Origin of the sequence: Streptomyces umbrinus (assembly GCF_030817415.1) — a bacterium.
Classification (GTDB): domain Bacteria; phylum Actinomycetota; class Actinomycetes; order Streptomycetales; family Streptomycetaceae; genus Streptomyces; species Streptomyces umbrinus_A.
In genome coordinates this window covers 2,934,781-2,958,857 of the sequence record NZ_JAUSZI010000002.1, presented here as the reverse complement: position 1 = coordinate 2,958,857, position 24,077 = coordinate 2,934,781, and the positions used below count along the sequence as shown (strand labels likewise).

The following is a 24,077-nucleotide window of genomic DNA, read 5'->3' as shown; positions in this document are numbered from 1 at the left end:
GACTCCCTTGGCGACGCCAACAGGAGACGGTCCGTAAGTGAACGAGGACAAGCTTCGCGACTACCTCAAGTGGACGACGGCCGATCTTCACGAGACCCGTCAGCGGCTCCGTGAGGTGGAGGACGCGGCCCGCGAACCCATCGCCATCGTGGCCATGAACTGCCGCTTCCCGGGCGGCGTGCGCTCCTCGGACGATCTGTGGCGGCTTGTCGAGGACGGCATCGACGCCATGGGTCCGATCCCGCCGGACCGCGGCTGGGACCTCACCCTGCCCGGCGTCGGACCTGCCACCCGAGGCGGATTCCTGCCCGACGTCGCCGACTTCGACGCGGCCCTGTTCGGGATCTCGCCGCGCGAGGCCCTCGCGATGGATCCGCAGCAGCGACTGCTCCTGGAAACCTCCTGGGAAGCGCTGGAGCGCGCGGGCATAGCCCCGATGTCGAAGAAGGGCGAGAAGGTCGGCGTCTTCGTGGGCGGTTCCCCCTCCGGCTACGACACCCTCATCACCGCCGCCGACGGCGTCGACGGCTATGTGATGACGGGCAGTTCGGGCAGCGTCCTCTCCGGCCGCCTGTCCTATGCTCTCGGCCTCGAGGGCCCCGCCGTCACGGTCGACACCGCCTGCTCCTCCTCGCTCGTTGCCCTGCACCTGGCCTGCCAGGCCCTGCGCTCGCGCGAGTGCTCACTCGCCCTGTCCGGCGGCGTCACCGTGATGACCACTCCGGCCGCGTTCGTCGAGTTCGAGCGGCAGGGTGGGCTGGCCGGGGACGGGCGGTGCAAGGCGTTTTCGGACGATGCGGACGGTACGGGCTGGGGCGAGGGTGTCGGTGTTCTCGTGCTGGAGCGGTTGTCGGACGCGCGGCGCAAGGGTCATCGTGTGCTGGCGGTCGTCCGCGGTAGTGCGGTGAACCAGGATGGTGCCTCCAATGGTCTGACCGCGCCGAACGGTCCCTCCCAACAGCGGGTGATCCGGGCGGCGTTGGCGAACGCCCGCCTGTCGGCGTCCGAGGTGGATGTCGTGGAGGCGCATGGCACGGGCACGACGCTGGGCGATCCGATCGAGGCGCAGGCGCTGCTGGCCACGTACGGGCAGGACCGGCCGGCGGAGCGGCCGCTGTGGCTGGGCTCGGTGAAGTCGAACATCGGGCACACCCAGGCGGCGGCCGGTGTCGCCGGTGTGATCAAGATGGTCCTGGCGCTGCGGCACGGACTCATGCCCAAGTCACTGTACGCGCAGACGCCGTCTTCGCACGTGGACTGGTCGGCGGGAGCGGTGGAGCTGCTGTCCGAGGCGCGCGAGTGGGCGCCCGGCGACCGGCCGAGGCGCGCCGGTGTCTCCGCCTTCGGGGTCAGCGGTACGAACGCACACGTCATCCTCGAAGAGGAACCCGCCGCCGAGGAAACCGCGGACACGGCGCCGGAGCTCGTGCTGCCGGTGGTGCCGTGGGTGGTGTCGGCGAAGTCGGCCGAGGGGTTGGTGGCGCAGGCCGGGCGACTGCTGTCTGGGGTCGATGGTCTGGCTGCGGTGGATGTCGGTTTGTCGTTGGCGACGACTCGGGCCGCGCTGGAGCATCGGGCGGTTGTCCTGGGCAGTGACACGGATGAGCTGCGTACGCAACTGGCTGCGCTGGCGGCCGGCGAGTCGGCACCCGTGGTTGCCCGTACTGGTCTGACGGGGTTTGTGTTCTCGGGTCAGGGTGGTCAGCGGGTTGGTATGGGCAGGGAGTTGGCGGAGGCGTTCCCGGTCTTCGCGGCGGCTCTGGATGAGGTGTGCGGACACTTCGATGGTCTGCTGGACCGGCCGCTGCGTGAGGTGATGTTCGCTGATGCGGAGGCGTTGAAGGGGACGGGGTGGGCGCAGCCTGCCCTGTTCGCGGTCGAGGTGGCGTTGTTCCGGCTGCTGGAGTCGTGGGGCGTCACGCCCGACTACCTCATCGGTCATTCGGTCGGTGAGTTGGCTGCCGCGCACGTGGCCGGCGTGATGTCGTTGGCCGATGCCTGCCAACTGGTCTCCGCGCGGGCGGGGTTGATGCAGGCGCTGCCTGCCGGTGGTGTGATGTGGGCGGTCCGGGCAACGGTGGATGAGGTCGCCCCCTTGCTGGTCGAGGGTGTCTCGGTGGCTGCGGTGAACGCCCCCGGACAGGTGGTCCTCTCCGGTACTCGCGAGGTCGTCGAGACGGTGGCCGCGGCCCTGCCCGACCGTCAGGGCCGGTGGCTGGAGGTCAGTCACGCCTTCCACTCGGCCCTGATGGACCCGATGCTCGAAGAGTTCGGGCGGGCGGCCGAAGGCATCGAGATGCGAAGGGCCGAGCTGCCCATCGTGTCGACGCTGACGGGTGAGCTGATCGAGGAGTTCACCCCGGCGTACTGGGCGGATCAGGTGCGTGGCACGGTCCGTTTCGCCGATGCCATCACCCGCCTGAAGGATCTCGGCGTGAGCCGTTTCGTGGAGCTCGGTCCCGACGCGAGCCTGGTCGGCGCGATCGGTGAGGCGACCGATGATGAGGCGTTCGCGGTGTCGTTGCTGCGCCGGGACCGGCCCGAGCCGGCCACGGCGATCACCGTTCTGGGCCGTCTGTGGGCGGAGGGTGGCCGGGTCGACTGGTCGGCGTTCTTCGCTCCGACCGGCGCGGCCGTCGTCGGCCTGCCGGCCTTCGCCTTCCAGCGTCAGAGGTACTGGCCAAGTGTCCGGCGGCTGCCCACCGTCGTGTCCGCCGACGCCAGGTTCTGGGACGCGGTCGAGCAGAGTGATCCGGATGTGTTTGCCACGGAGTTCGGCGTCGATCTGGAGGCACCGCTACGGGAGACCTTGCCGGCGCTTTCGGCCTGGCAACGGCGACGTCACGAGCGCTCGGCGGCCGGCAAACTGAGGTACGAGGTCTCCTGGACACCCCTGGGGCCCGTCAATGGCGTTGATGTGTCGGGTGGTTGGCTGATCGTCGAGCCGGCTGCCGGCGACGACCCATGGGCAGCGGCGCTGGCTGAGGAGTTGTCGTCACGGGGCGTGCGGCCGGTGCGGCTGCGGCTGGGGGCGACGGATCTGGACCGGGCCGTGCTGGCCGGGCGGTTGGCGGAGGTTGCGGACGGCGGTCGGATCGTTTCCTTCCTGGGGCAGGACGATGCGGGTCATCGTGGTGTTGTGGCGACGGCGGTGTTGGTGCAGGCGGTGGCTGATGCGGGTCTGGACTGCCGGGTGTGGTCGGTGACGTCGGGTGCGGTGTCTGCGCAGCCTGGTGATGAGGTGTTGCATCCGGTGCGGGCGGGTGTGTGGGGTCTGGGCCGGGTGGTGGCCTTGGAGGAGCCGGGGCGGTGGGGCGGTCTGGTGGATGTGCCGGACCGGCCCGAGGGCGGCGCGGTTGTCCGGCTGGTGGAGGTGTTGGCCGGTGGTGGTGGGGATGAGGATCAGCTGGCGGTGCGGGGTGGTGGAGTGCTGGCTCGTCGGCTGATGTCTGCGGGACCGGTGTCGGAGGCCGGGGCGTGGACTCCGTCGGGGACGGTGTTGGTCACTGGTGGTCTGGGTGCGTTGGGTGCTCGGGTGGCGCGTTGGGCGGTGGAGCGGGGTGCCGGGCATGTGGTGCTGGTGGGCCGCCGTGGCATGGAATCCGAGGGAGCCCCTCAACTGTGCGATGAGCTGGGTGTGTTGGGTGCCGAGGTTGATGTGGTGGCTTGTGATGTGGGCGTGCGGGAGGACGTGGAGGCGCTCTTTGACCGTTTCGAGGTCTCGGCGGTGGTGCATGCGGCGGGTGTGCTGGATGACGGGGTGGTCGATGGTCTGACGGTTGACCGGATCGCTGGTGTGTGGGCGCCGAAGGCGGGTGCGGCGTGGAATCTGCACCGGGCGGTGGGTGAGCGGGAGTTGGATGCGTTCGTTGTGTTCTCTTCGGCGGCTGGTGTGTGGGGTGGTGCTGGTCAGGGTTCGTATGCGGCGGCGAATGCTGTGTTGGATGCGTTGGTGGAGCATCGGCGGGCCCAGGGCTTGGTGGGTACGTCGATCGCGTGGGGTCCGTGGGCCGAGGGCGGTATGGCGGCCGATGAGACGGTGCTGGCTCGTGTCGGACGCGGTGGTCTGACCCCGCTGGATCCCGAAGTCGCCCTCGGTGTCCTGGACTCCGCAGCAGGCTGTCTGACGGTCGCGGACGTGGACTGGGGACGCCTTGTTCCCGGAATGACCGCGTTGCGGGCGAGCCGTCTGTGGGACGAAGTCGCGCCGGGCGCCGTCAGCCGACCGGTGTCGGCCGGCGGCGGACTGAAGGAACGGCTCGCCGGACTGTCGCCGGCGGTTCGCCGGTCGACACTCAAGGAGACCGTACGGGGCCTGGCCGCGGCGGTACTCGGCTTCGAGGACCCAACAGCGATCGGAATGTCCACGGCGTTCCGTGAACTCGGCGTCGACTCGTTGATGGCGGTGGAACTGCGCAACGCCCTGGCCACCACCGCTGGGCTCAGACTCCCCTCGACCGTCGTGTTCGACTATCCGTCCGTAGCGGCGCTGACCGACCAGCTGCTGGCCCGCCTGTTCGGTGGAACCGAGGAGACCTCGGCACGGGCTCTGGTGCCGGTTGCCACGGCCACGGGTGACGATCCGGTGGTCGTGGTGGGCATGGGCTGCCGTCTCCCGGGCGGGGCGGATTCGCCCGAGGGCCTGTGGTCCCTACTGGCGGACGGCGTGGATGCCATGGGCGCCTTCCCCGTGGACCGGGGCTGGGATGTGATCGGAAACCTGGCCGGGGTCGGCGACTACGCGCGGGTGGGCGGGTTCGTCGAGGGCGCGGCTGATTTCGATGCCGGTCTGTTCGGGATCTCGCCGCGCGAGGCCCTCGCCATGGATCCGCAGCAGCGACTGCTCCTGGAAACCTCCTGGGAGTCCTTGGAGCGCGCGGGCATCGCCCCGATGTCCTTGCGTGGCCTCCCGGTCGGAGTCTTCGCGGGTACGAACGGGCAGGACTATCCGGCGCTGCTGGCGCTGGCCGGGGAATCGGGGGACGGCTACGCCGGTACGGGGAGTTCGGGCAGCGTCCTGTCGGGCCGGGTGTCGTACGCGTTGGGCCTGGAGGGTCCCGCGGTCACGGTCGACACGGCCTGTTCCTCCTCTCTCGTGGCCGTGCACCTGGCCGCGCAGTCGCTGCGGTCGGGTGAGTGCGATCTCGCTCTTGCGGGTGGGGTGACGGTGATGTCGACGCCGGGCGCGTTCGTCGAGTTCGAGCGGCAGGGTGGGCTGGCCGGGGACGGGCGGTGCAAGGCGTTCTCGGATGATGCGGACGGTACGGGCTGGGGCGAGGGCGTCGGTGTTCTCGTGCTGGAGCGGTTGTCGGACGCGCGGCGCAAGGGTCATCGTGTGCTGGCGGTCGTCCGCGGTAGTGCGGTGAACCAGGATGGTGCCTCCAATGGTCTGACCGCGCCGAACGGTCCCTCGCAGCAGCGGGTGATCCGGGCGGCGTTGGCCAATGCCGGGCTGTCCGCGCAGGACGTGGACGCTGTCGAGGCGCATGGCACGGGAACCATGCTGGGCGATCCGATCGAGGCGCAGGCGCTGCTGGCCACGTACGGGCAGGACCGGCCGGCGGAGCGGCCGCTGTGGCTGGGCTCGGTGAAGTCGAACATCGGGCACACCCAGGCGGCGGCCGGTGTCGCCGGCATCCTGAAGATGATCCTCGCCATGTGGCACGGAGAACTGCCCCGGTCGCTGCATGTGGGTATGCCGTCTTCGCATGTGGACTGGTCGGCCGGTGCGGTGGAGCTGTTGTCCGAGGCACGTGAGTGGCCGCGCACGGAACGGCTTCGCCGTGCCGGGGTGTCGTCCTTCGGGGTCAGCGGCACGAACGCGCACGTGATCATCGAGGAGGCACCCGCCGAGCCGGAGCGCCCCCGGGGTGAGCTGCGGCTGCCGGTGGTGCCGTGGGTGGTGTCGGCGAAGTCGGCCGAGGGGTTGGAGGCGCAGGCCGGGCGACTGCTGTCTGGGGTCGATGGTCTGGCTGCGGTGGATGTCGGTTTGTCGTTGGCGACGACTCGGGCCGCGCTGGAGCATCGGGCGGTTGTCCTGGGCAGTGACACGGATGAGCTGCGTACGCAACTGGCTGCGCTGGCGGCCGGCGAGTCGGCACCCGTGGTTGCCCGTACTGGTCTGACGGGGTTTGTGTTCTCGGGTCAGGGTGGTCAGCGGGTTGGTATGGGCAGGGAGTTGGCGGCAGCGTTCCCGGTCTTCGCGGCGGCTCTGGGTGAGGTGTGCGGACACTTCGATGGTCTGCTGGACCGGCCGCTGCGTGAGGTGATGTTCACCGACGCGGAGGCGTTGAAGGGGACGGGGTGGGCGCAGCCTGCCCTGTTCGCGGTCGAGGTGGCGTTGTTCCGGCTGGTGGAGTCGTGGGGTGTCAGGCCGGACTATCTGGTCGGTCATTCGGTTGGTGAGCTGGCTGCCGCGCATGTGGCCGGGGTGCTGTCGTTGGCCGACGCCTGTCAACTGGTTGCCGTGCGGGCGGGGTTGATGCAGGCGCTGCCTGCCGGTGGTGTGATGTGGGCGGTGCGGGCGACGGTGGATGAGGTCGCCCCCTTGCTGGTCGAGGGTGTGTCGGTGGCGGCGGTGAATGCTCCCGGTCAGGTGGTGCTTTCCGGGGCCCGCGAGGCCGTCGAAACAGTCGCGGCGGCCCTGCCCGGCCGTCAGGGGCGCTGGCTGGAGGTCAGTCACGCCTTCCACTCGGCCCTGATGGACCCGATGCTGGCCGCGTTTACCCAGGCCGCATCCCAGTTGACGTACGGCAGTCCCCAGATACCGATCATCTCCACCCTCACCGGGGAACCGGTCACCGAGTTCACCCCGGTGTACTGGGCGGATCAGGTGTGTGGCACGGTCCGTTTCGCCGATGCCATCACCCGCCTGAAGGATCTCGGCGTGAGCCGTTTCGTGGAGCTTGGTCCCGACGCGAGCCTGATCGGCGCAATCGGCGAAACCCACGAACAGGCCCTCGCCGTCCCGGCCCTCACCCGCAAACGCCCCGAACCGGTCACCGCCATCACCGCCCTGGCCCGCCTCTGGGCCGACGGCACCGACGTCGACTGGACCGCCTTCTACGCCCCCACCCCCGCCCGAATCACCGACCTCCCCACCTACGCCTTCCACCACCAGCGCCACTGGCCGCAGCCCCGACCGGCCGAGAAGGCCACCGCGGACGCCGCCTTCTGGGAGATCATCGAGGGCGGTGACCTGGAAGCTTTCACGAACTCGCTCGGTGTCGCGCCCGATGCCGATCCGCGTGATGTGCTGGCCGCCCTCGGCACGTGGCAGCACCGCCGGCAGCAGCTCGCCGACGCCGACCGGCTCTGCTACCGGATCGGCTGGACGCCGACCGGACCCACCAACAACCCGGAACCGTCGGGCAGTTGGCTGATCGTCGAGTCCGTGGACATCGACACCCCCTGGGCAGCAGCCCTCGCCGAAGAGCTGGCAGCGCGCGGGGCACGGGCGACGCGACTGCGGCTGGAGTCGGCCGACCTCGACCGGGCGGCCCTGGCCGCTCGCCTCGCCGAGTTCGCCGACTGCACGCGGGTGGTGTCGTTCCTCGGCCAGGACGAGCGCGAACACACCGGCCGGCCCGGCCTCACGCTCGGCCTGACGGCCACTGCCACGCTTGTGCAGGCACTCGCCGACGCCGAGGTGAACTCCCCGTTCTGGGCCGTCACCTCAGGTGCGGTGTCCACCGGCCCTGGTGACGAGCTGACGCATCCGGCGCGGGCGGGCGTCTGGGGCCTCGGCCGGGTGGCCGCCCTGGAGGACCCGGAGCGCTGGGGCGGCCTCGCCGATGTGCCGGACCGGCCCGAGGGTGGTGCCGTCGCCCGGCTGGTGGAGGTACTGGCCTCCGACGTCACGGGCGAGGACCAACTGGCCGTGCGCGGCGGGGTGGTCCTCGGACGCCGGCTGCTGCCTGCGCCCCTGGAGAACGCGGGCGCCGGATGGACTCCCTCCGGCACCGTCCTGATCACCGGCGGCACCGGCGCCCTGGGCGCGTGGATCGCCCGCTGGGCGGTGGACCGTGGAGCGGAGCACATCGCCCTCGTGAGCCGCCGCGGTGACGAGGCCCCCGGCGCCCCCGAACTGCGCGCGGAACTGGAAGCGCTGGGCGCGGCCGTCACCTTCGCCGGCTGCGACCTCGCAGACCGTACGGCCCTCGCGGAGGCCGTCGCCCGGATCGAGGCCGAAGGGCCCGCGATCCGGTCCGTCTTCCACACCGCGGGCCTGACCCAGGCCGTGGCGCTGAGCGACTCGACCGTCGAGGACCTCGCCGTGATGCTGGGTGCGAAGGCGGCCGGGGCGGCGAACCTCGACGCGCTGCTCGGCGACCGCGACCTCGACGCGTTCGTGCTCTACTCCTCCATCGCCGCCACCTGGGGCAGCGGCGGCCAGAGCGGATACGCGGCCGCCAATGCCTGCCTCGACGCCCTCGCGACCCGGCGCCACGCGCAGGGCAAGGCCGCCACCTCGCTGGCCTGGGGCCCGTGGGACGGCGGTGGCATGGCCGCCGCCGAGGGAGCCAGGGACGACCTGCGCAGGCGCGGCCTGCCGGCCCTGTCGCCCAAGGACGCACTGGCCGCGCTGGACCTCGCGCTGTCCGGCGACGAGCCCTGCATATCGGTCGTGGACGTCGACTGGGACCGCTTCCTGCCGACCTTCACGGTGCGGCGGGCCGCCGCGCTGTTCGCCGAGTTCGACACCGCGCCGGCCGAAGCGGCCGACGACCGGAACCACACCGCGGCCGCCCTGCGGGAGCAGCTGCGCGACCTGGACGAGCGGGATGGGCGCCGCCGGATCCTCGAACTCGTCCGCGGCGAGTCCGCGGCAGCCCTGGGCCACCCGGGCAGCGAGGCGATCGAACCGGAGCGTGCCTTCCGCGACCTGGGGTTCGACTCGCTCACCGCCGTCGAGTTCCGCGACCGGCTGCGCGTGGTGACCGGACTGTCCCTGCCCGCCACCCTGGTCTTCGACCACCCGACCGCGGCGACGCTCACCGACTTCCTTGTAGACCAACTGATGGGTACGGAGCAGCGGCCCGAGGCCGTTGAAGCCGCGCACGCGGTCCTCGACGAGCCGGTCGCCATCGTGGCGATGGGCTGCCGCTTCCCCGGCGGCGCCACCGACCCGGAGAGCCTGTGGCAGCTGCTCTCCGGAGCGGCCGACGCCATCACCCCGTTCCCCACCGACCGCGGCTGGGAACTGGACGCCCTCGACGCCGCCGGCTCCTCGTTCACCCGCGAAGGCGGCTTCCTCGCCGACGCCGCGGGCTTCGACGCCGCCTTCTTCGGCATCTCGCCGCGGGAGGCGCTGGCCATGGACCCGCAGCAGCGGCTGCTGCTCGAAGTCGCCTGGGAGTCCCTGGAACGCGCGGGCATTCCCCCGCTGTCACTGAAGGGCGACAAGGTCGGAGTCTTCGTCGGAGCCGGCAGCTCCGGCTACCTCAACAAGGTGAACGAGGTTCCCGACGGCGTCGGCGGACACTTGATCACCGGGAACTCGGGCAGCGTCCTGTCCGGCCGGATCTCGTACGCTCTGGGCCTCGAAGGCCCGGCGGTCACCGTCGACACGGCCTGCTCGTCCTCGCTCGTGGCCCTCCACCTCGCAGTGCAGGCGCTGCGCTCGGGGGAGTGCTCGCTCGCCCTGGCGGGCGGTGTCACGGTCATCGCCGGCCCGGACGCCTTCATCGACTTCGCCCACCAGGGCGGCCTCGCCACCGACGGCCGCTGCAAGGCCTTCTCCGACGAAGCCGACGGCACCGGCTGGAGCGAGGGCGTCGGCCTGCTCCTGGTGGAGCGGTTGTCGGACGCGCAGCGCAACGGGCATCGCGTGCTCGCCGTGGTACGCGGCAGTGCGGTGAACCAGGACGGTGCGTCGAACGGTCTGACGGCGCCGAACGGTCCCTCTCAGCAGCGGGTGATCCGGCAGGCGCTGGCGAACTCGCGGCTGACGCCTGCGGACGTGGACGTGGTGGAGGCGCACGGTACGGGAACCTCGCTCGGGGACCCGATCGAGGCGCAGGCGCTGCTGGCCACGTACGGTCAGGACCGGCCCGAGGGCCGGCCGCTGTGGCTCGGCTCCGTCAAATCCAACCTCGGACACACGCAGGCTGCCGCCGGTGTCGCCGGCGTCATGAAGATGGTGCTCGCGCTGCGGCACTGCGAGCTGCCCAGGACGCTGTACGCGGACACCCCGTCCACGCACGTGGACTGGTCGGCCGGTGCGGTCGAACTGCTCTCCGAGACACGGGAGTGGCCGCGTGGCGAGCGGGCGAGGCGCGCGGGTGTCTCCGCCTTCGGCGTCAGCGGCACCAACGCCCACGTCATCCTCGAAGAGGCGCCGGAGACCGCCGGGATCACTGCCCCCGCTCCTCGGGCCGTGCTGCCTGTCGTGCCGTGGGCCGTATCGGCGCGCTCGGCGGAGGGCCTGGCCGCGCAGGCCGATCGGCTGGCCTCCGGGGTGGTGGGACTGGATGCGGCGGATGTGGGTCTCTCGCTCGCCACCACCCGGTCGTCCCTGGAGCACAGGGCGGTCGTCCTCGGCGGTACCGCGGACGAGTTGCGCACGCGGCTGGAGTCTCTGGCGGTCGGTGAGCCGGTGTCGGGGATGGTGTCGGGAGTGGCGCGCGCCGGTCTGACCGGGTTTGTGTTCTCCGGTCAGGGTGGTCAACGGGTTGGTATGGGACGTGAGTTGGCGGAGGCGTTCCCGGTCTTCGCGCAGGCCCTGGACGAGGTGTGCGCGTACTTCGACGGCCTGCGTGAGGTGATGTTCACCGACGCGGAGGCCCTGGACAACACGGGGTGGGCGCAGCCTGCCCTGTTCGCGGTCGAGGTGGCGTTGTTCCGATTGGTGCAGTCGTGGGGTGTCAGGCCGGACTACCTGGTCGGTCATTCCGTGGGCGAGCTGGCCGCCGCACATGTGGCCGGGGTGCTGTCGTTGGCCGATGCCTGCCAACTCGTCTCCGCGCGGGCCGGGTTGATGCAGGCGCTGCCCGCCGGTGGAGCGATGTGGGCGGTACGGGCTTCGCTGGACGAGGTCACTCCTCTGCTGGTCGAGGGTGTCTCCGTGGCGGTGGTCAACGCCCCCGGTCAGGTGGTCCTCTCCGGCACCCGCGAGGCCGTCGAGGCCGTGGCCGCCGGGCTGTCGGACCGGGAGGGCCGCCGGCTGGACGTCAGCCACGCCTTCCACTCTGCCCTGATGGACCCGATGCTGGCCGACTTCACCGCGGCTGCGGCCGAGTTGACGTACGACAGCCCGCGTATCCCGATCGTGTCGACGCTCACCGCCGAGCGGGTCGCGGAGTTCACCCCGGCCTACTGGGTGGACCAGGTCCGCGGCACCGTCCGCTTCGCGGACGCCATCACCCGGCTCAAGGGACTCGGTGTCACCCGCTTCCTCGAACTTGGCCCCGACGCGGCTCTGATCGGCGCGATCGGCGAGACGTACGAAGGCGCCCTCGCCGTCCCCGCCCTGCACCGCGAACGCCCCGAACCCGTCACCGCCGTCACGGCCCTGGCCCTGCTCTGGACGGACGGCGCCGAATTCGACTGGCCGGCTCTCTTCGCTCCCACCGGCGCGCAGACCACCGACCTCCCCACCTACGCCTTCCAGCACCAGCGCTACTGGCTGGACGGCGCCTCGGGCCCCTCGCACGTCGGTGCCATCGGAGCGGATCCGCTCAAGCACCCGCTGCTGAGCGCGGCCGTGGAACTCTCCGACGGCGGCGGACACGTCTTCACCGGCCGGATCTCCGCCCGTACGCATCCGTGGCTCGCCGAGCACCAGGTGGCGGGTGAGGCGGTGTTTCCCGGCACCGGATATGTGGAGCTCGCCGTCCGGGCCGGTGACCAGCTGTCCTGCGGCCTGGTCGAGGAACTCGTCCTGGAAGCGCCCCTGGTCCTGCCGGAGCGGCAGCCGGTCCAGGTGCAGATCCTCGTCGACCCCGCGGACCACGCCGGCAGCCGTTCCTTCCGCATCAGCTCCCGTACCGACGGACGGCCGTGGACCCGCCATGCGAGCGGCGTCCTCGGGACCGCGCACGAACAGCGGCACACCGGACTCACCGCCTGGCCGCCTGCCGGCGCCACCCCGGTCGACATCGACGGCCACTACCCCGCCCGCGCCGAGAGCGGCTTCTCCTACGGAGAGATCTACCAGGGGCTGACCGCGGTGTGGCGGCGGGACGGCGCACTGTTCGCCGAGGTCGCGCTGGGCGACGAATTCCGTGCCGAGGCCGACCGGTTCGGCCTCCACCCGGCCGTGCTCGACGCCGCGCTCCAGATCCTGTCGTACGACGAGCAGGAGGCCGGTGGCCAACGGCTGCCGTTCGTCTGGAGCGGGGTGACCCTGCACGCGGCCGGCGCCTCCATGCTGCGCGTCGCGGTCGTGCCGGGCACGGCGGAGGGCTCGTACACCGTCACTGTCGCGGACACCTCGGGCGACCTTGTCCTGACCGCCGACGCGCTGACGCTGCGGCCCTACGACGGCGCCCCGTTCTCCGCACCCGCCGAAGCGGCTGAGAAGCCGGAAGCCAACGCGGCTGCGAGTGCGGGAGCGGACGCCCTCGCCGGGGAGCCGGCCGACGCCGAGACCCCCGCGCCCCGCCTCCCCGCACGCCGCAAGGCCGCCGCGGCCGTGTCCGGCGGCGGGCAGGCACTCCGGGACCGGCTGGCCGCCCTCCCTCAGGACAAACAGCGCGGCGCCCTGCTGGAGATCGTGCGCCGCCGGGCCGCGATCGTGCTCGACCAGCCCGCCACCCAGGCGATGAACGAAAACCTCGCCTTCCGCGACCTCGGCTTCACCTCCCTCACCGCCGTCCAACTGCGCGAGGCACTTGGCGAGGAGACCGGCCTGCGGCTGCCCGCGACACTCGTCTTCGACCACCCCACACCGCGCGCCCTGGTCGATCACCTCCTTGACGAACTGCTCGGCGGGCCGGAGCCCGCCGCGGCGCCGGCGGCCCGGGCCAGGACGGCCGCCGGATCCGACGAGCCCATCGCCATCATCGGCATGAGCTGCCGCTACCCCGGTGGCGTGAGCACCGCCCAGGAGCTCTGGCAGCTCGTCGCCGACGGCACCGACGCGATCTCCGGCTTCCCGACCGACCGCGGCTGGGACCTGGAGGCGCTGTACGACCCGGACCCGGACAACCCCGGCACCTGCTACGTCCACGAGGGCGGGTTCCTGCACGACGCGAGCCAGTTCGACGCCACGTTCTTCGGGATCAGCCCGCGTGAGGCCATCGCGATGGATCCGCAGCAGCGGCTGCTCCTCGAGATCTCCTGGGAGGCGATGGAGCACGCGGGCCTCGACGTCCACGCGATGCGCGGCAGCAGCACCGGAGTCTTCGCCGGTGTGACCTACCAGGACTACGGCGGCCTGCTCGCCGCGGCCAAGGAGAGCTTCGAGGGCTTCCTCGGCACCGGCAACTCACCCAGCGTCCTGTCCGGCCGGGTCGCATACTCCTTCGGTCTCGAAGGTCCCGCCCTCACCATCGACACCGCCTGCTCCTCGTCCCTGGTCGCGCTGCACTCCGCCTGCCAGGCGCTGCGGGAGGGCGATTGCACCATGGCGCTCGCCGGCGGTGTGACCGTCATGTCCACACCGATCTCACTGATCGAGTTCAGCCGGCAGCGTGCGCTCGCCGAGGACGGCCGCTCCAAGCCGTTCTCGGAGGACGCCGACGGGGCGGCCTGGGCCGAAGGCGTCGGCATGCTCCTCCTGGAGCGGCTGTCGGACGCCCGGCGTAACGGGCACCGGGTGCTGGCGGTGGTGCGCGGCAGTGCGGTGAACCAGGACGGTGCGTCGAACGGTCTGACGGCGCCGAACGGTCCCTCTCAGCAGCGGGTGATCCGGCAGGCGCTGGCCAACGCACGGCTGACCCCCGCGGACGTGGACGTGGTCGAGGCCCACGGCACGGGCACCTCGCTCGGGGACCCGATCGAGGCCCAGGCGCTGCTCGCCACCTACGGCCAGGAGCGGCCGGAGGACCGGCCGCTGTGGCTGGGCTCCATCAAGTCGAACATCGGGCACTCCCAAGCGGCGGCCGGGGTGGCCGGACTGATCAAGATGGTGCAGGCGATGCGGCACGGAGTGATGCCGAAGTCGCTGCATGTGGGCATGCCTTCTTCGCATGTGGACTGGGATGCGGGTGCGGTGGAGCTGTTGTCCGAGGCGCGTCAGTGGCCGGGTGAGGAGGGTCGTCCGCGGCGTGCGGGTGTGTCGGCGTTCGGTATGAGCGGGACGAACGCACATGTGATCTTGGAGGAGGCCCCGGAGGACGCCCCCGAGGCGGCTGCCGAGGCGTCGTCCCCCGAGCCGCCGTCGGTGGTGCCGTGGATCCTGTCCGGCCGAAGCGGCGCCGCTCTGCGGGGTCAGGCCTCGGTACTGGGACAGTTGACCGGCGAGGCCGGTCCGGTGGGTGTGGGGTGGTCGTTGGCGACGACCCGTGCGCGGTTTGAGCATCGGGCGGTGGTGACGGGGTCGTACGCGGCGGGGCTGGCGGCGCTGGCGGTGGGTGAGCCCTCGGCGCAGGTTGTGTCCGGAGTGAGCGGGCCGGTCGGCCGTACGGCGTTCGTCTTCCCCGGTCAGGGGGCGCAGTGGACGGCCATGGGTGCCCAGCTCCTGGATGAATCTGCGGTGTTCGCGGGGGTGGTGGCTGAGTGCGAGGCCGCAATGGCGGGTCTGGTGGACTGGTCGGTCACTGGTGTGCTGCGTGGCGTGGACGGTGCGCCGTCGTTGGAGCGGGTGGATGTGGTGCAGCCTGCGTCGTTCGTGGTGATGGTGGCGTTGGCGGCGTTGTGGCGGTCGTACGGGGTTGAGCCGGCGGCGGTGGTGGGGCATTCGCAGGGTGAGATCGCCGCGGCGTATGTGGCCGGAGTGCTGTCGCTGGAGGACGCGCTGCATGTGGTTGTGGCCCGTGCCGCGGCGATCGCGGCGGTGGCCAGTGGTGAAGGCACCATGGCCTCGGTCGGGATCCCCGCCGAGCAGGCCGAGGAACTCTTCGGGGACCGTGTCGCGATCGCAGCCGTCAACGGGCCTTCGCAGGTGGTGATCTCCGGTGAGGTCGCCGCGGTCGGGGAAGTGGTCGCCGAGTGCGGGGGGCTGGGGATCCGGGCACGGCGCATCGCTGTCGACTACGCCTCGCACTCCCCGGCGATGGACGTCCTCAGGGCGGACCTGGCCGAGGAGCTGGGCGGGATCACTCCACGCGCGGGAGACATTCCGCTGCTGTCCACGGTCACCGCCGGCTTCGCCGACCCGCTGACCATGGACGGCGATTACTGGTTCACGAATCTGCGCTCCCGTGTTCGTTTCGCGGAGGCTGTCGGGAAACTGGTCGAGGACGGCTTCGGCGTGTTTGTGGAGGTGTCCTCGCACCCGGTGCTGACCGGCTCCGTCGAGGAGATGGTGGACGAGGGCATTGTCGCCGGGTCTCTGCGCCGTGATGACGGCGGCCTGGACCGGTTTCTCGCCGGCGCGGCCGAGTTGTGGGTGCGCGGCGTTGACGTTGACTGGGCGAAGGCCTTCCCGGCCACGCGTCCCGCCCTCGTCGACCTGCCCACCTATGCCTTCCAGCGCCAGGTCTACTGGCCGGAGTTGCCTGTCGAGGCCGTGGTCGTGTCCGACGAGGGGAGCGTGGCCGAGCGTGAGTTCTGGGCGGCGGTGGAGCGTGCCGACGTGGATGCTCTGGCCGGCACGTTGGGCACGGACGTCGCTGTACTTGATCCGCTGCTGCCTGCCCTGGCCGAATGGCGTCACAAGCAGCGCGAACAGGACACCACCGACTCCTGGCGCTACCGGGTGGGCTGGACGCCGCTGACCGCCGCGGACGCGCTGCCGGTGACCGGGAACTGGCTGGTGGTGACGCCCGACGGCGAGGCCGCCCAGCCCTGGGCGGACGCGATCTCCGCGGAGCTGAGCGCGCGGGGCGGCACCCCCCGGCCACTGCGGCTGGGCGAGAGCGAGCTGGACCGGCCGACACTCGCCGGTCTGCTCGCCGGGCTCGACGACCTCGACGAGATCGCAGGGGTCGTGTCGTTGCTGGCCTGGGACGAGCGTGAGGTCGAAAGACTGCCCGGTCTGACGGTGGGGCTCGGGCTCACCTCCGTACTGCTGCAGGCACTCGGTGACACGGACCTCGACGCGCCGGTGTGGTCGCTGACGTCCGGGGCGGTCTCGGTCGCCCGCTGGGACGCGGTGACCAGGCCCGGCCAGGCGGCGGTGTGGGGCCTCGGGCGGGTGGCCGCCCTGGAGCACCCGGACCGCTGGGGCGGACTGGTCGACGTACCGGCCGAGGCCGATGAGCGGGCCGCGCGGCGCGTGCTCAACGCGATCGCCGAGGCCGGCGAGGACCAGGTCGCACTGCGTGCCTCGGGCCTGTTCGGGCGGCGGCTAGTCCGCGCACCGCGCGACACCGGAGCGGACCGGACCTGGACGCCCTCCGGCACGGTACTGATCACCGGCGGCACTGGCGCCCTGGGCGCCCGGGTGGCCCGCTGGGCGGTTGGGAACGGCGCCGAACACGTGGTGCTCGCCGGCCGCCGCGGCGCCGATGCGCCCGGCGCGCCGGAACTGGGCCGGGAGCTGGAGACACTCGGCGCCCGGGTCACCCTCGCGGCCTGCGACATGGCCGACCGCGAGCAGGTCGCCGCACTGCTGACCGGGCTGACCGGGCCGGCCGGCGAGGGCGGAACCCCGCTGACGGCCGTCGTGCACGCGGCGGGCATCCTCGACGACGGCATCCTCGACGCGCTCAGCCCCGAACGCATCGCCGCCGTCATGGCCCCCAAGGCGCACGCCGCGCTGATCCTGGACGAGCTCACCCGTGAACTCGGCACGGAACTCGACGCGTTCGTCCTGTTCGCGTCCACCGCCGGTATCTGGGGCGGTCCCGGACAGGCCAACTACGCGGCCGCCAACGCGGTCCTCGACGCCCTCGCCGAACACCGGCGGGCCGAGGGCCTCGCCGCCACCTCCATCGCCTGGGGCCCCTGGTCCGACACCGGCATGGCGGACAGCGCCGCCATCGAGGCGCGGCAGCGCAAGGGCGGCATCCGCTCCCTGGCCCCCGAGTCCGCAGTCGCCGTACTCCGGCAGGCAGTCGGCGACGGGGAGGCCACGCTCACCGTGGCAGGCATCGACTGGGACACGTACGCGCCCGCCTTCACGGCGAGCCGGCGCAGCCTGCTCCTCGACGGAATCCCGGAGGCCCGCCGGGCCCTGGAAGCCGCGGGCGGCGACGGCGCCACCGACAGCTCCGACTCGCTCGCCGCCCGGCTGGCCCAGCTCACCGAGGCGGAGCGGGACCGGGAACTCCTCGACCTGGTGCGGGGGCATGTCGCCGCGGTGCTCGGCTTCTCCGCACCGTCCGACGTGGAGCCCACGCAGGTGTTCTCCGACATCGGCTTCGACTCGCTCACGGCGGTCGAACTGCGCAACCGGCTGGGACTGGTCACCGGGCTGCGGCTGCCCGCGACGCTGATCTTCGACCACCCGACCCCGACCGCGCTCGTGCGCCATCTGCGGCAGGAACTGGTGGGCGCCACAGACCCGGAACCGGCCACCCCGCAGTCCCCGGTCCGGCCGGGCGGCCCGGGCGAGGACCCGATCGCCATCGTCGGCATGAGCTGCCGGCTGCCCGGCGGAGTCTCCTCGCCGCAGGACTACTGGCGGCTGCTGTCCGAGGGCATCGACGCCATCTCCGACTTCCCGGCCGACCGCGGCTGGGACGTCGAGAGGGTCTACGACCCGGACCCGGACAAGGCCGGCACGACATACACCCGGCACGGCGGATTCGTCGACGGCATCGGCGAGTTCGACGCCACGCTCTTCGGCATCAACCCGCGCGAGGCCCTGTCGATGGACCCGCAGCAGCGGCTGCTCCTGGAGACCGTCTGGGAGGCCACCGAGCTGGCGGGCATAGATCCGCTGTCCCTGGCCGGCAGCCGGACCGGGATGTTCGCCGGCAGCAACGGCTCCGACTACGGAGGCCTGCTGATGGCCGCCCCCCAAGGCGCGGACGGCTACTTCATGACCGGCAACGCCGGTAGCGTCCTGTCCGGCCGGGTCGCCTACACCCTGGGCCTGGAGGGTCCCGCGGTCACTGTCGACACGGCCTGCTCCTCCTCGCTCGTCGCCCTGCACCTGGCGGCCCAGGCACTGCGCAACGACGAGTGCGAGCTCGCGCTGGCCGGCGGTGTCACGCTCATCTCCACACCCGCGCCGTTCGTGAGCTTCAGCCGTCAGCACGGCCTCGCCGTCGACGGCCGCTGCAAGGCCTTCGCCGACGACGCCGACGGCACCGGCTGGGCCGAGGGGGTGGGCGTCCTCGTCCTCGAACGCCTCTCGGACGCCCGCCGCAACGGCCACCAGGTGCTGGCCGTGGTGCGCGGCACCGCCACCAACCAGGACGGTGCGTCCAACGGCCTCACGGCACCCAACGGACCGTCCCAGCAGAGGGTGATCCGCCAGGCGCTGGCGACCGCAGGGCTCTCCGCCGCCGAGGTCGACGCGGTCGAGGCGCACGGCACGGGCACCACGCTCGGCGACCCGATCGAGGCGCAGGCGCTGCTCGCCACGTACGGCCAGGACCGGCCGGCGGACCGGCCGCTGTGGCTCGGCTCGGTCAAGTCGAACATCGGCCACACCCAGGCCGCGGCCGGTGTGGCCGGGCTGATCAAGATGGTGCTGGCGATGCGGCACGAGCTGCTGCCCAGCACCCTGCACGTGGGCGAGCCGTCGACGCACGTCGACTGGTCGGCGGGCGCCGTGGAACTGCTGTCCGAGGCCCGCCCCTGGCCGCGGGGCGACCGCCCGAGGCGAGCCGGTGTGTCGTCCTTCGGGATCAGCGGCACGAACGCGCACGTAATCATCGAGGAGGCACCGGACACGGCCGAGACCCCTGCTGCCGTTCCCCGCACCGAACTGCCGGTGGTCCCTTGGACGGTGTCCGCGAAGACCGGCCCGGCGCTGGCCGCGCAGGCCGGGCAGCTCGACTCCGGGATGGACGGTCTGGACGCGGCGGACGTGGGTCTGTCGCTGGCCACCACCCGGGCGGCGCTGGAACACCGGGCGGTCGTCCTCGGCGGCGGCACGGATGAGCTGCGTACGAAACTGCGGGCACTGGCGGCCGCTGAGCCGACGCCGGACACGGTGTTCGGGACGGCCCACGCGGGCCCGACCGGGTTCGTGTTCTCCGGTCAGGGAGGCCAACGCCTCGGAATGGGCCGCGAGTTGGCCGAATCCTTCCCGGTCTTCGCTTCGGCCCTGGACGAGGTGTGCGCACACTTCGACCAGCTCCTCGACCGGCCGCTGCGCGAGGTGATGTTCACCGACGCGCAGGCCCTGGGCGACACCGGGTGGGCGCAGCCGGCGTTGTTCGCGGTTGAGGTGGCGCTGTTCCGGCTGCTGGAGTCGTGGGGTGTCACACCGGACTACCTGGTGGGCCACTCGGTCGGTGAGCTGGCCGCCGCGCATGTCGCCGGGGTCATGTCGCTCGCCGATGCGAGCCAACTTGTGGCGGCCCGGGCCGGGTTGATGCAGGCGCTGCCTTCGGGCGGTGCGATGTGGGCGGTACGGGGCAACCTGGACGAGGTCACCCCGCTCCTGGTCGAGGGCGTCTCCGTGGCGGCGGTGAACGCCCCCGGCCAGGTGGTGCTCTCCGGCACCCGCGAGGCGGTCGAGTTGGTGGCCGCGGCCCTGCCCGGCCACCGAGGGCGGTGGCTGGAGGTCAGCCACGCCTTTCACTCCGTTCTCATGGACCCGATGCTGGCCGCGTTCACCGAGGCCGCAGCCGAGCTGACATACGAACGCCCGCGGATCCCCGTCATCTCCACCCTGACCGGCGAACCGGTCACCGAGTTCACCCCGGCCTACTGGACCGACCAGGTGCGCGGCACCGTCCGCTTCGCCGACGCCATCACCCACCTCAGGACACTCGGCGTCACCCGCTTCGTGGAGCTCGGACCCGACGCCACCCTCGTGGGCGCGCTCGCCGAGACCCACGAGGAGGCGCTCGCCGTACCCCTGCTGCAGCGCAAGCGCCCGGAAGCCGACAGCGCCGTCGCGGCGCTCGCGCGCCTGTGGGCATCCGGCGCCCCCGTCGACTGGGCGGCGCTCTACGCCCACACCGGCGCCCGGGTCACCGAACTGCCCACCTACGCCTTCCAGCGGAAGTCCTACTGGCCGCAGGCGCCGGTCCTGCGGACGGGCGATGTGTCCGCGGCCGGGCTGGCCGACGCGGGGCACCCGCTGCTCGGGGCCGCGGTGGCGCTGGCCGGGGACGAAGGGCAGCTGTTCACCGCGCGGATCGGCGTACGGGACCTGCCGTGGCTGGCCGACCACGAGGTGAAGGGCACGATTCTCTTCCCGGGCACCGCCTTCCTGGAACTGGCGATCCGGGCGGCCGACGAGGTCGGCTGCGACCGGGTGGAGGAGCTGACGCTTGCCGCCCCGCTGGTGCTGCCCATCGAGGGCGCGGTGCAACTGCAGCTCCTGGTCGGCGCGCCGGACGAGTCCGGCCTGCGCCCGCTGCGGCTGCACGCACGGCCCGAAGACGCCGAACCGGACACCCCCTGGACCCTGCACGCCACCGGATTCGTCGGCAACTCCGCCGGAAACGGCGGCCCGGCGGATTCCTACGACCTTGCGGCCTGGCCGCCGTCCGGTGCCGAGAGCATCGATGTCTCCGACTTCTACGAGATGTACAGGCAGGGCGGCTTCGCCTACGGCCCGTCCTTCCAGGGGCTGCGCCGGGCGTGGCGGCTCGGTGACGAGGTGTTCGCCGAGGTGGCCCTGTCCGAGCCGCACGCGGCCGAGGCCGCGAGCTACGGGCTGCATCCGCCGCTGCTCGACGCGGCACTGCAGGCACTGACCTTCGTCGCGCTCGACGGCAGCGGCCGGAGCAGACTGCCGTTCTCCTGGTCCGGGGTCTCGCTGTTCGCCTCAGGTGCGTCGAGTCTTCGCGTAAGACTGTCGCAGGCCGGGCCCGATGCGCTGACCCTGTCCATCGCGGACGGGACCGGCCGGCCGGTCGCCCAGGTCGACTCCTTGGCGATGCGCCAGATATCGGCTGCGCAACTGAACCCGTCGCGGACGGCGGCGTATCCGCGCGACCTGTTCCGGCTCGACTGGGTGCCGGCGCCGCTGACCGGCGAAGCCCCGGTGGCAGGCCGGGACTGGGCGGTGCTCGGCACCGACACGCTGGGGCTCGCGGAAGCGCTGGCTGCACGCACGGTCACCGGCCTGGACGCACTGGGCGACGACGGACCGGTGCCGGAGGTGTTCCTCGTGCCGTGCCTGAGCGGGCAGGCCCACGCCACCGGCGCGGACGCCGGCGCGGATACCGCCGAGGCCGACCGCATCGCGGCGGACACCCGGGACCTGACCGTCCGCGTCCTCTCACTGATCCAACGCTGGCTCGCGGACAGCCGGTTCGCCTCGTCGCGCCTCGCAGTCGTCACCCGGGGTGCCATAGAGGCCGGCGCTCCCGGGGGACCGGCCGATCCGGCGGCCGCCGCCGTGTGGGGCTTCGTACGCTCCGCGCAGTCGGAGGACCCCGGCCGGTTCCTGCTCGTCGACCTCGACGACACCGAGAGCTCCGCCAAGGCACTGCCGGAACTCTTTGCCGCTCTCCTCGACTCCGACGAACCGCAGGTTCTCGTCCGCGAAGGCGAGATACGCGCGGCACGGCTCGTACGGCTCGCCACGGACGGCGCGCTGCTGCCCCCGGCGGACACCGGGGCCTGGCGGCTGGACACCACGGGCCGCGGCAGCCTGGCGAACCTCGCCCTGACCGCTGACCCCGAACTGCTGGAACCGCTCGCCCCCGGCCAGGTCCGGGTGGCCGTGCGCGCCGCGGGCCTCAACTTCAGGGACGTGCTGAACGCACTCGACATGTATCCCGGAGACCCCGGCCCGATGGGGGTCGAGGGGGCGGGCGTCATCACCGAAGTGGCCCCGGATGTCACCGGGTTCGCGCCGGGCGACCGGGTGCTGGGCATGTTCGGCAAGGCCTTCGGGCCGGTCGCGGTCGCCGACCGGCGGATGATCGCCCCGATCCCGGACGGCTGGTCCTTCGAACAGGCCGCCTCTGTCCCGGTCGTCTTCCTCACCGCGTACTACGCACTGGTCGACCTGGCCGAGCTCCGGCCGGGCGAGTCGGTGCTCGTGCACGCCGCCGCCGGCGGCGTCGGCATGGCCGCCGTACAGCTCGCCCGGCACCTGGGAGCCGAGGTCTTCGGCACCGCCGGCCGGGGCAAGCACGACAGCCTGCGCGCCCTCGGCCTCGACGACGACCATCTCGCCTCCTCCCGCGACCTGCACTTCGAGGAACACTTCCGCTCGGTGGCCGGGAGCGGCGGGATCGACGTCGTACTGAACTCGCTGGCCCGGGAGTACGTGGACGCCTCGCTGCGGCTGCTCAGCACCGGCGGCCGTTTCGTGGAGATGGGCAAGACCGACATCCGCAGCCCGGAAAGCGTCGCGGAGCAGCACCCGGGCGTGACCTACGGGGCCTTCGACCTCATCGAGGCCGGACCCGAGCGGATCGGTGAGATGCTCACCGAGGTGCTCCGGCTCATCGGGGCGGGAGCACTGCGTCCGCTGCCGCTGACGGTCTGGGACGTACGCCGCGCACCGGAGGCGTACCGGCAGGTCAGCCAGGCCCGGCACATCGGCAAGGTAGTGCTCACCGTGCCGTCCCGCCCCGACCCGGACGGCACCGTGCTTGTCACCGGCGGCACCGGCGGCCTCGGCCGCTACGTCGCCCGGCACCTCGTCGAGAAGTACGGCGCCCGCCATCTGCTGCTCACCAGCCGCAGCGGACCGGCCGCCGAAGGGGCCGCCGAGCTCCGGGCGGAGCTCGAGAAGCTGGGAGCCTCCGTACGGATCGAGGCCTGCGACGCGGCCGACCAGGCCGCCCTGGCCCGCACCCTCGGCACCATCGCGGCCGAGCACCCGCTCACCGCGGTCGTCCATGTGGCCGGGGTGGTCGACGACGGGGTCATCCCGTCCCTCACCCCCGAGCGCCTGGACACCACACTGCGGCCGAAGGCGGATGCGGCGCTCAATCTGTACGAGCTGACGAAGGGCGCCGATCTCACGGCATTCGTCCTCTTCTCGGGCGCGGCCGGCACCTTCGGCGGCGCCGGACAGGCCAACTACGCGGCCGCGAACGCCTTCCTCGACGAGTTCGCCCGCTGGGCCCGCCGCCGAGGCGTCCCCGCGGTGTCCCTCGCCTGGGGCCCGTGGGTTGCCGACCGCGGAATGACCGGACACCTCACCGAGACCGACTTCGCACGCATGGAACAGGCCGGACTGCGGCCGCTCACCGCGGAAGAGGGCCTCGCCCTCTTCGACTTCGCACTCTCCGTCGACGAGGCCGCCCTGCTCCCGATGCGTCTGAACACCTCACCGGCGGCATTCGCCGCCGGACCCGTACCGCCGCTGCTGCGCCTGCTCGCGGGCAGCGCACCACGGCGCACGGCAGTGGCCGCCGTGGAACCGGCCGCCACACTGACGGACCGGCTGCGCACGCTGTCCGCCGCGGACCGCGCCGACCATCTGCTCGACCTGGTCTGCGGCCAGGCGGCCGCCGTCCTCGGGCACGGTTCTGCACAGGAGATCGAGCCCGAACAGGCCTTCAACGACCTGGGCTTCGACTCCCTCACCGCCATCGAACTGCGCAACCGGCTGGGCACCATGACCGGCACCCGGCTGCCCGCGACGCTGGTCTTCGACTATCCGTCCCCGGCCGCGCTCGCGGACCACCTGCTGGCCGAAGTCGCCCCGGACACCGCGCCGGACGACATCGGCACGGACCCGGCACCGCCCGCCGACACGGCTCTCGACGAGATCGAGCGGCTGGAACGGGCGCTGGACCGGCTGGCGGCCGCCGACGCGGCACCGGACGACACGGTGAACCGGCGCCTGCAGGCGCTGGCCGTGAAGTGGGCGGCCGCGACCGTCGGTCCCACGGGCGGCGACGGACCCGACGCACTGGAGTCGGCCACGGCCGACGAACTGTTCAAGCTGATCGACGGGGAATTTGGTGGGGCGTCTTGAGCGAGAACCGGAT

1 protein-coding gene is annotated in these 24,077 nt (G+C 72.1%); it reads left to right on the top strand.

The features are described from left to right. Positions 1–37 precede the first annotated feature (37 nt). Entirely contained in the window at positions 38–24,064 is a 24,027-nt protein-coding gene (locus QF035_RS13160) for a type I polyketide synthase (protein WP_307520399.1), read from the top strand. The last annotated feature ends 13 nt before the right edge of the window (positions 24,065–24,077 follow it).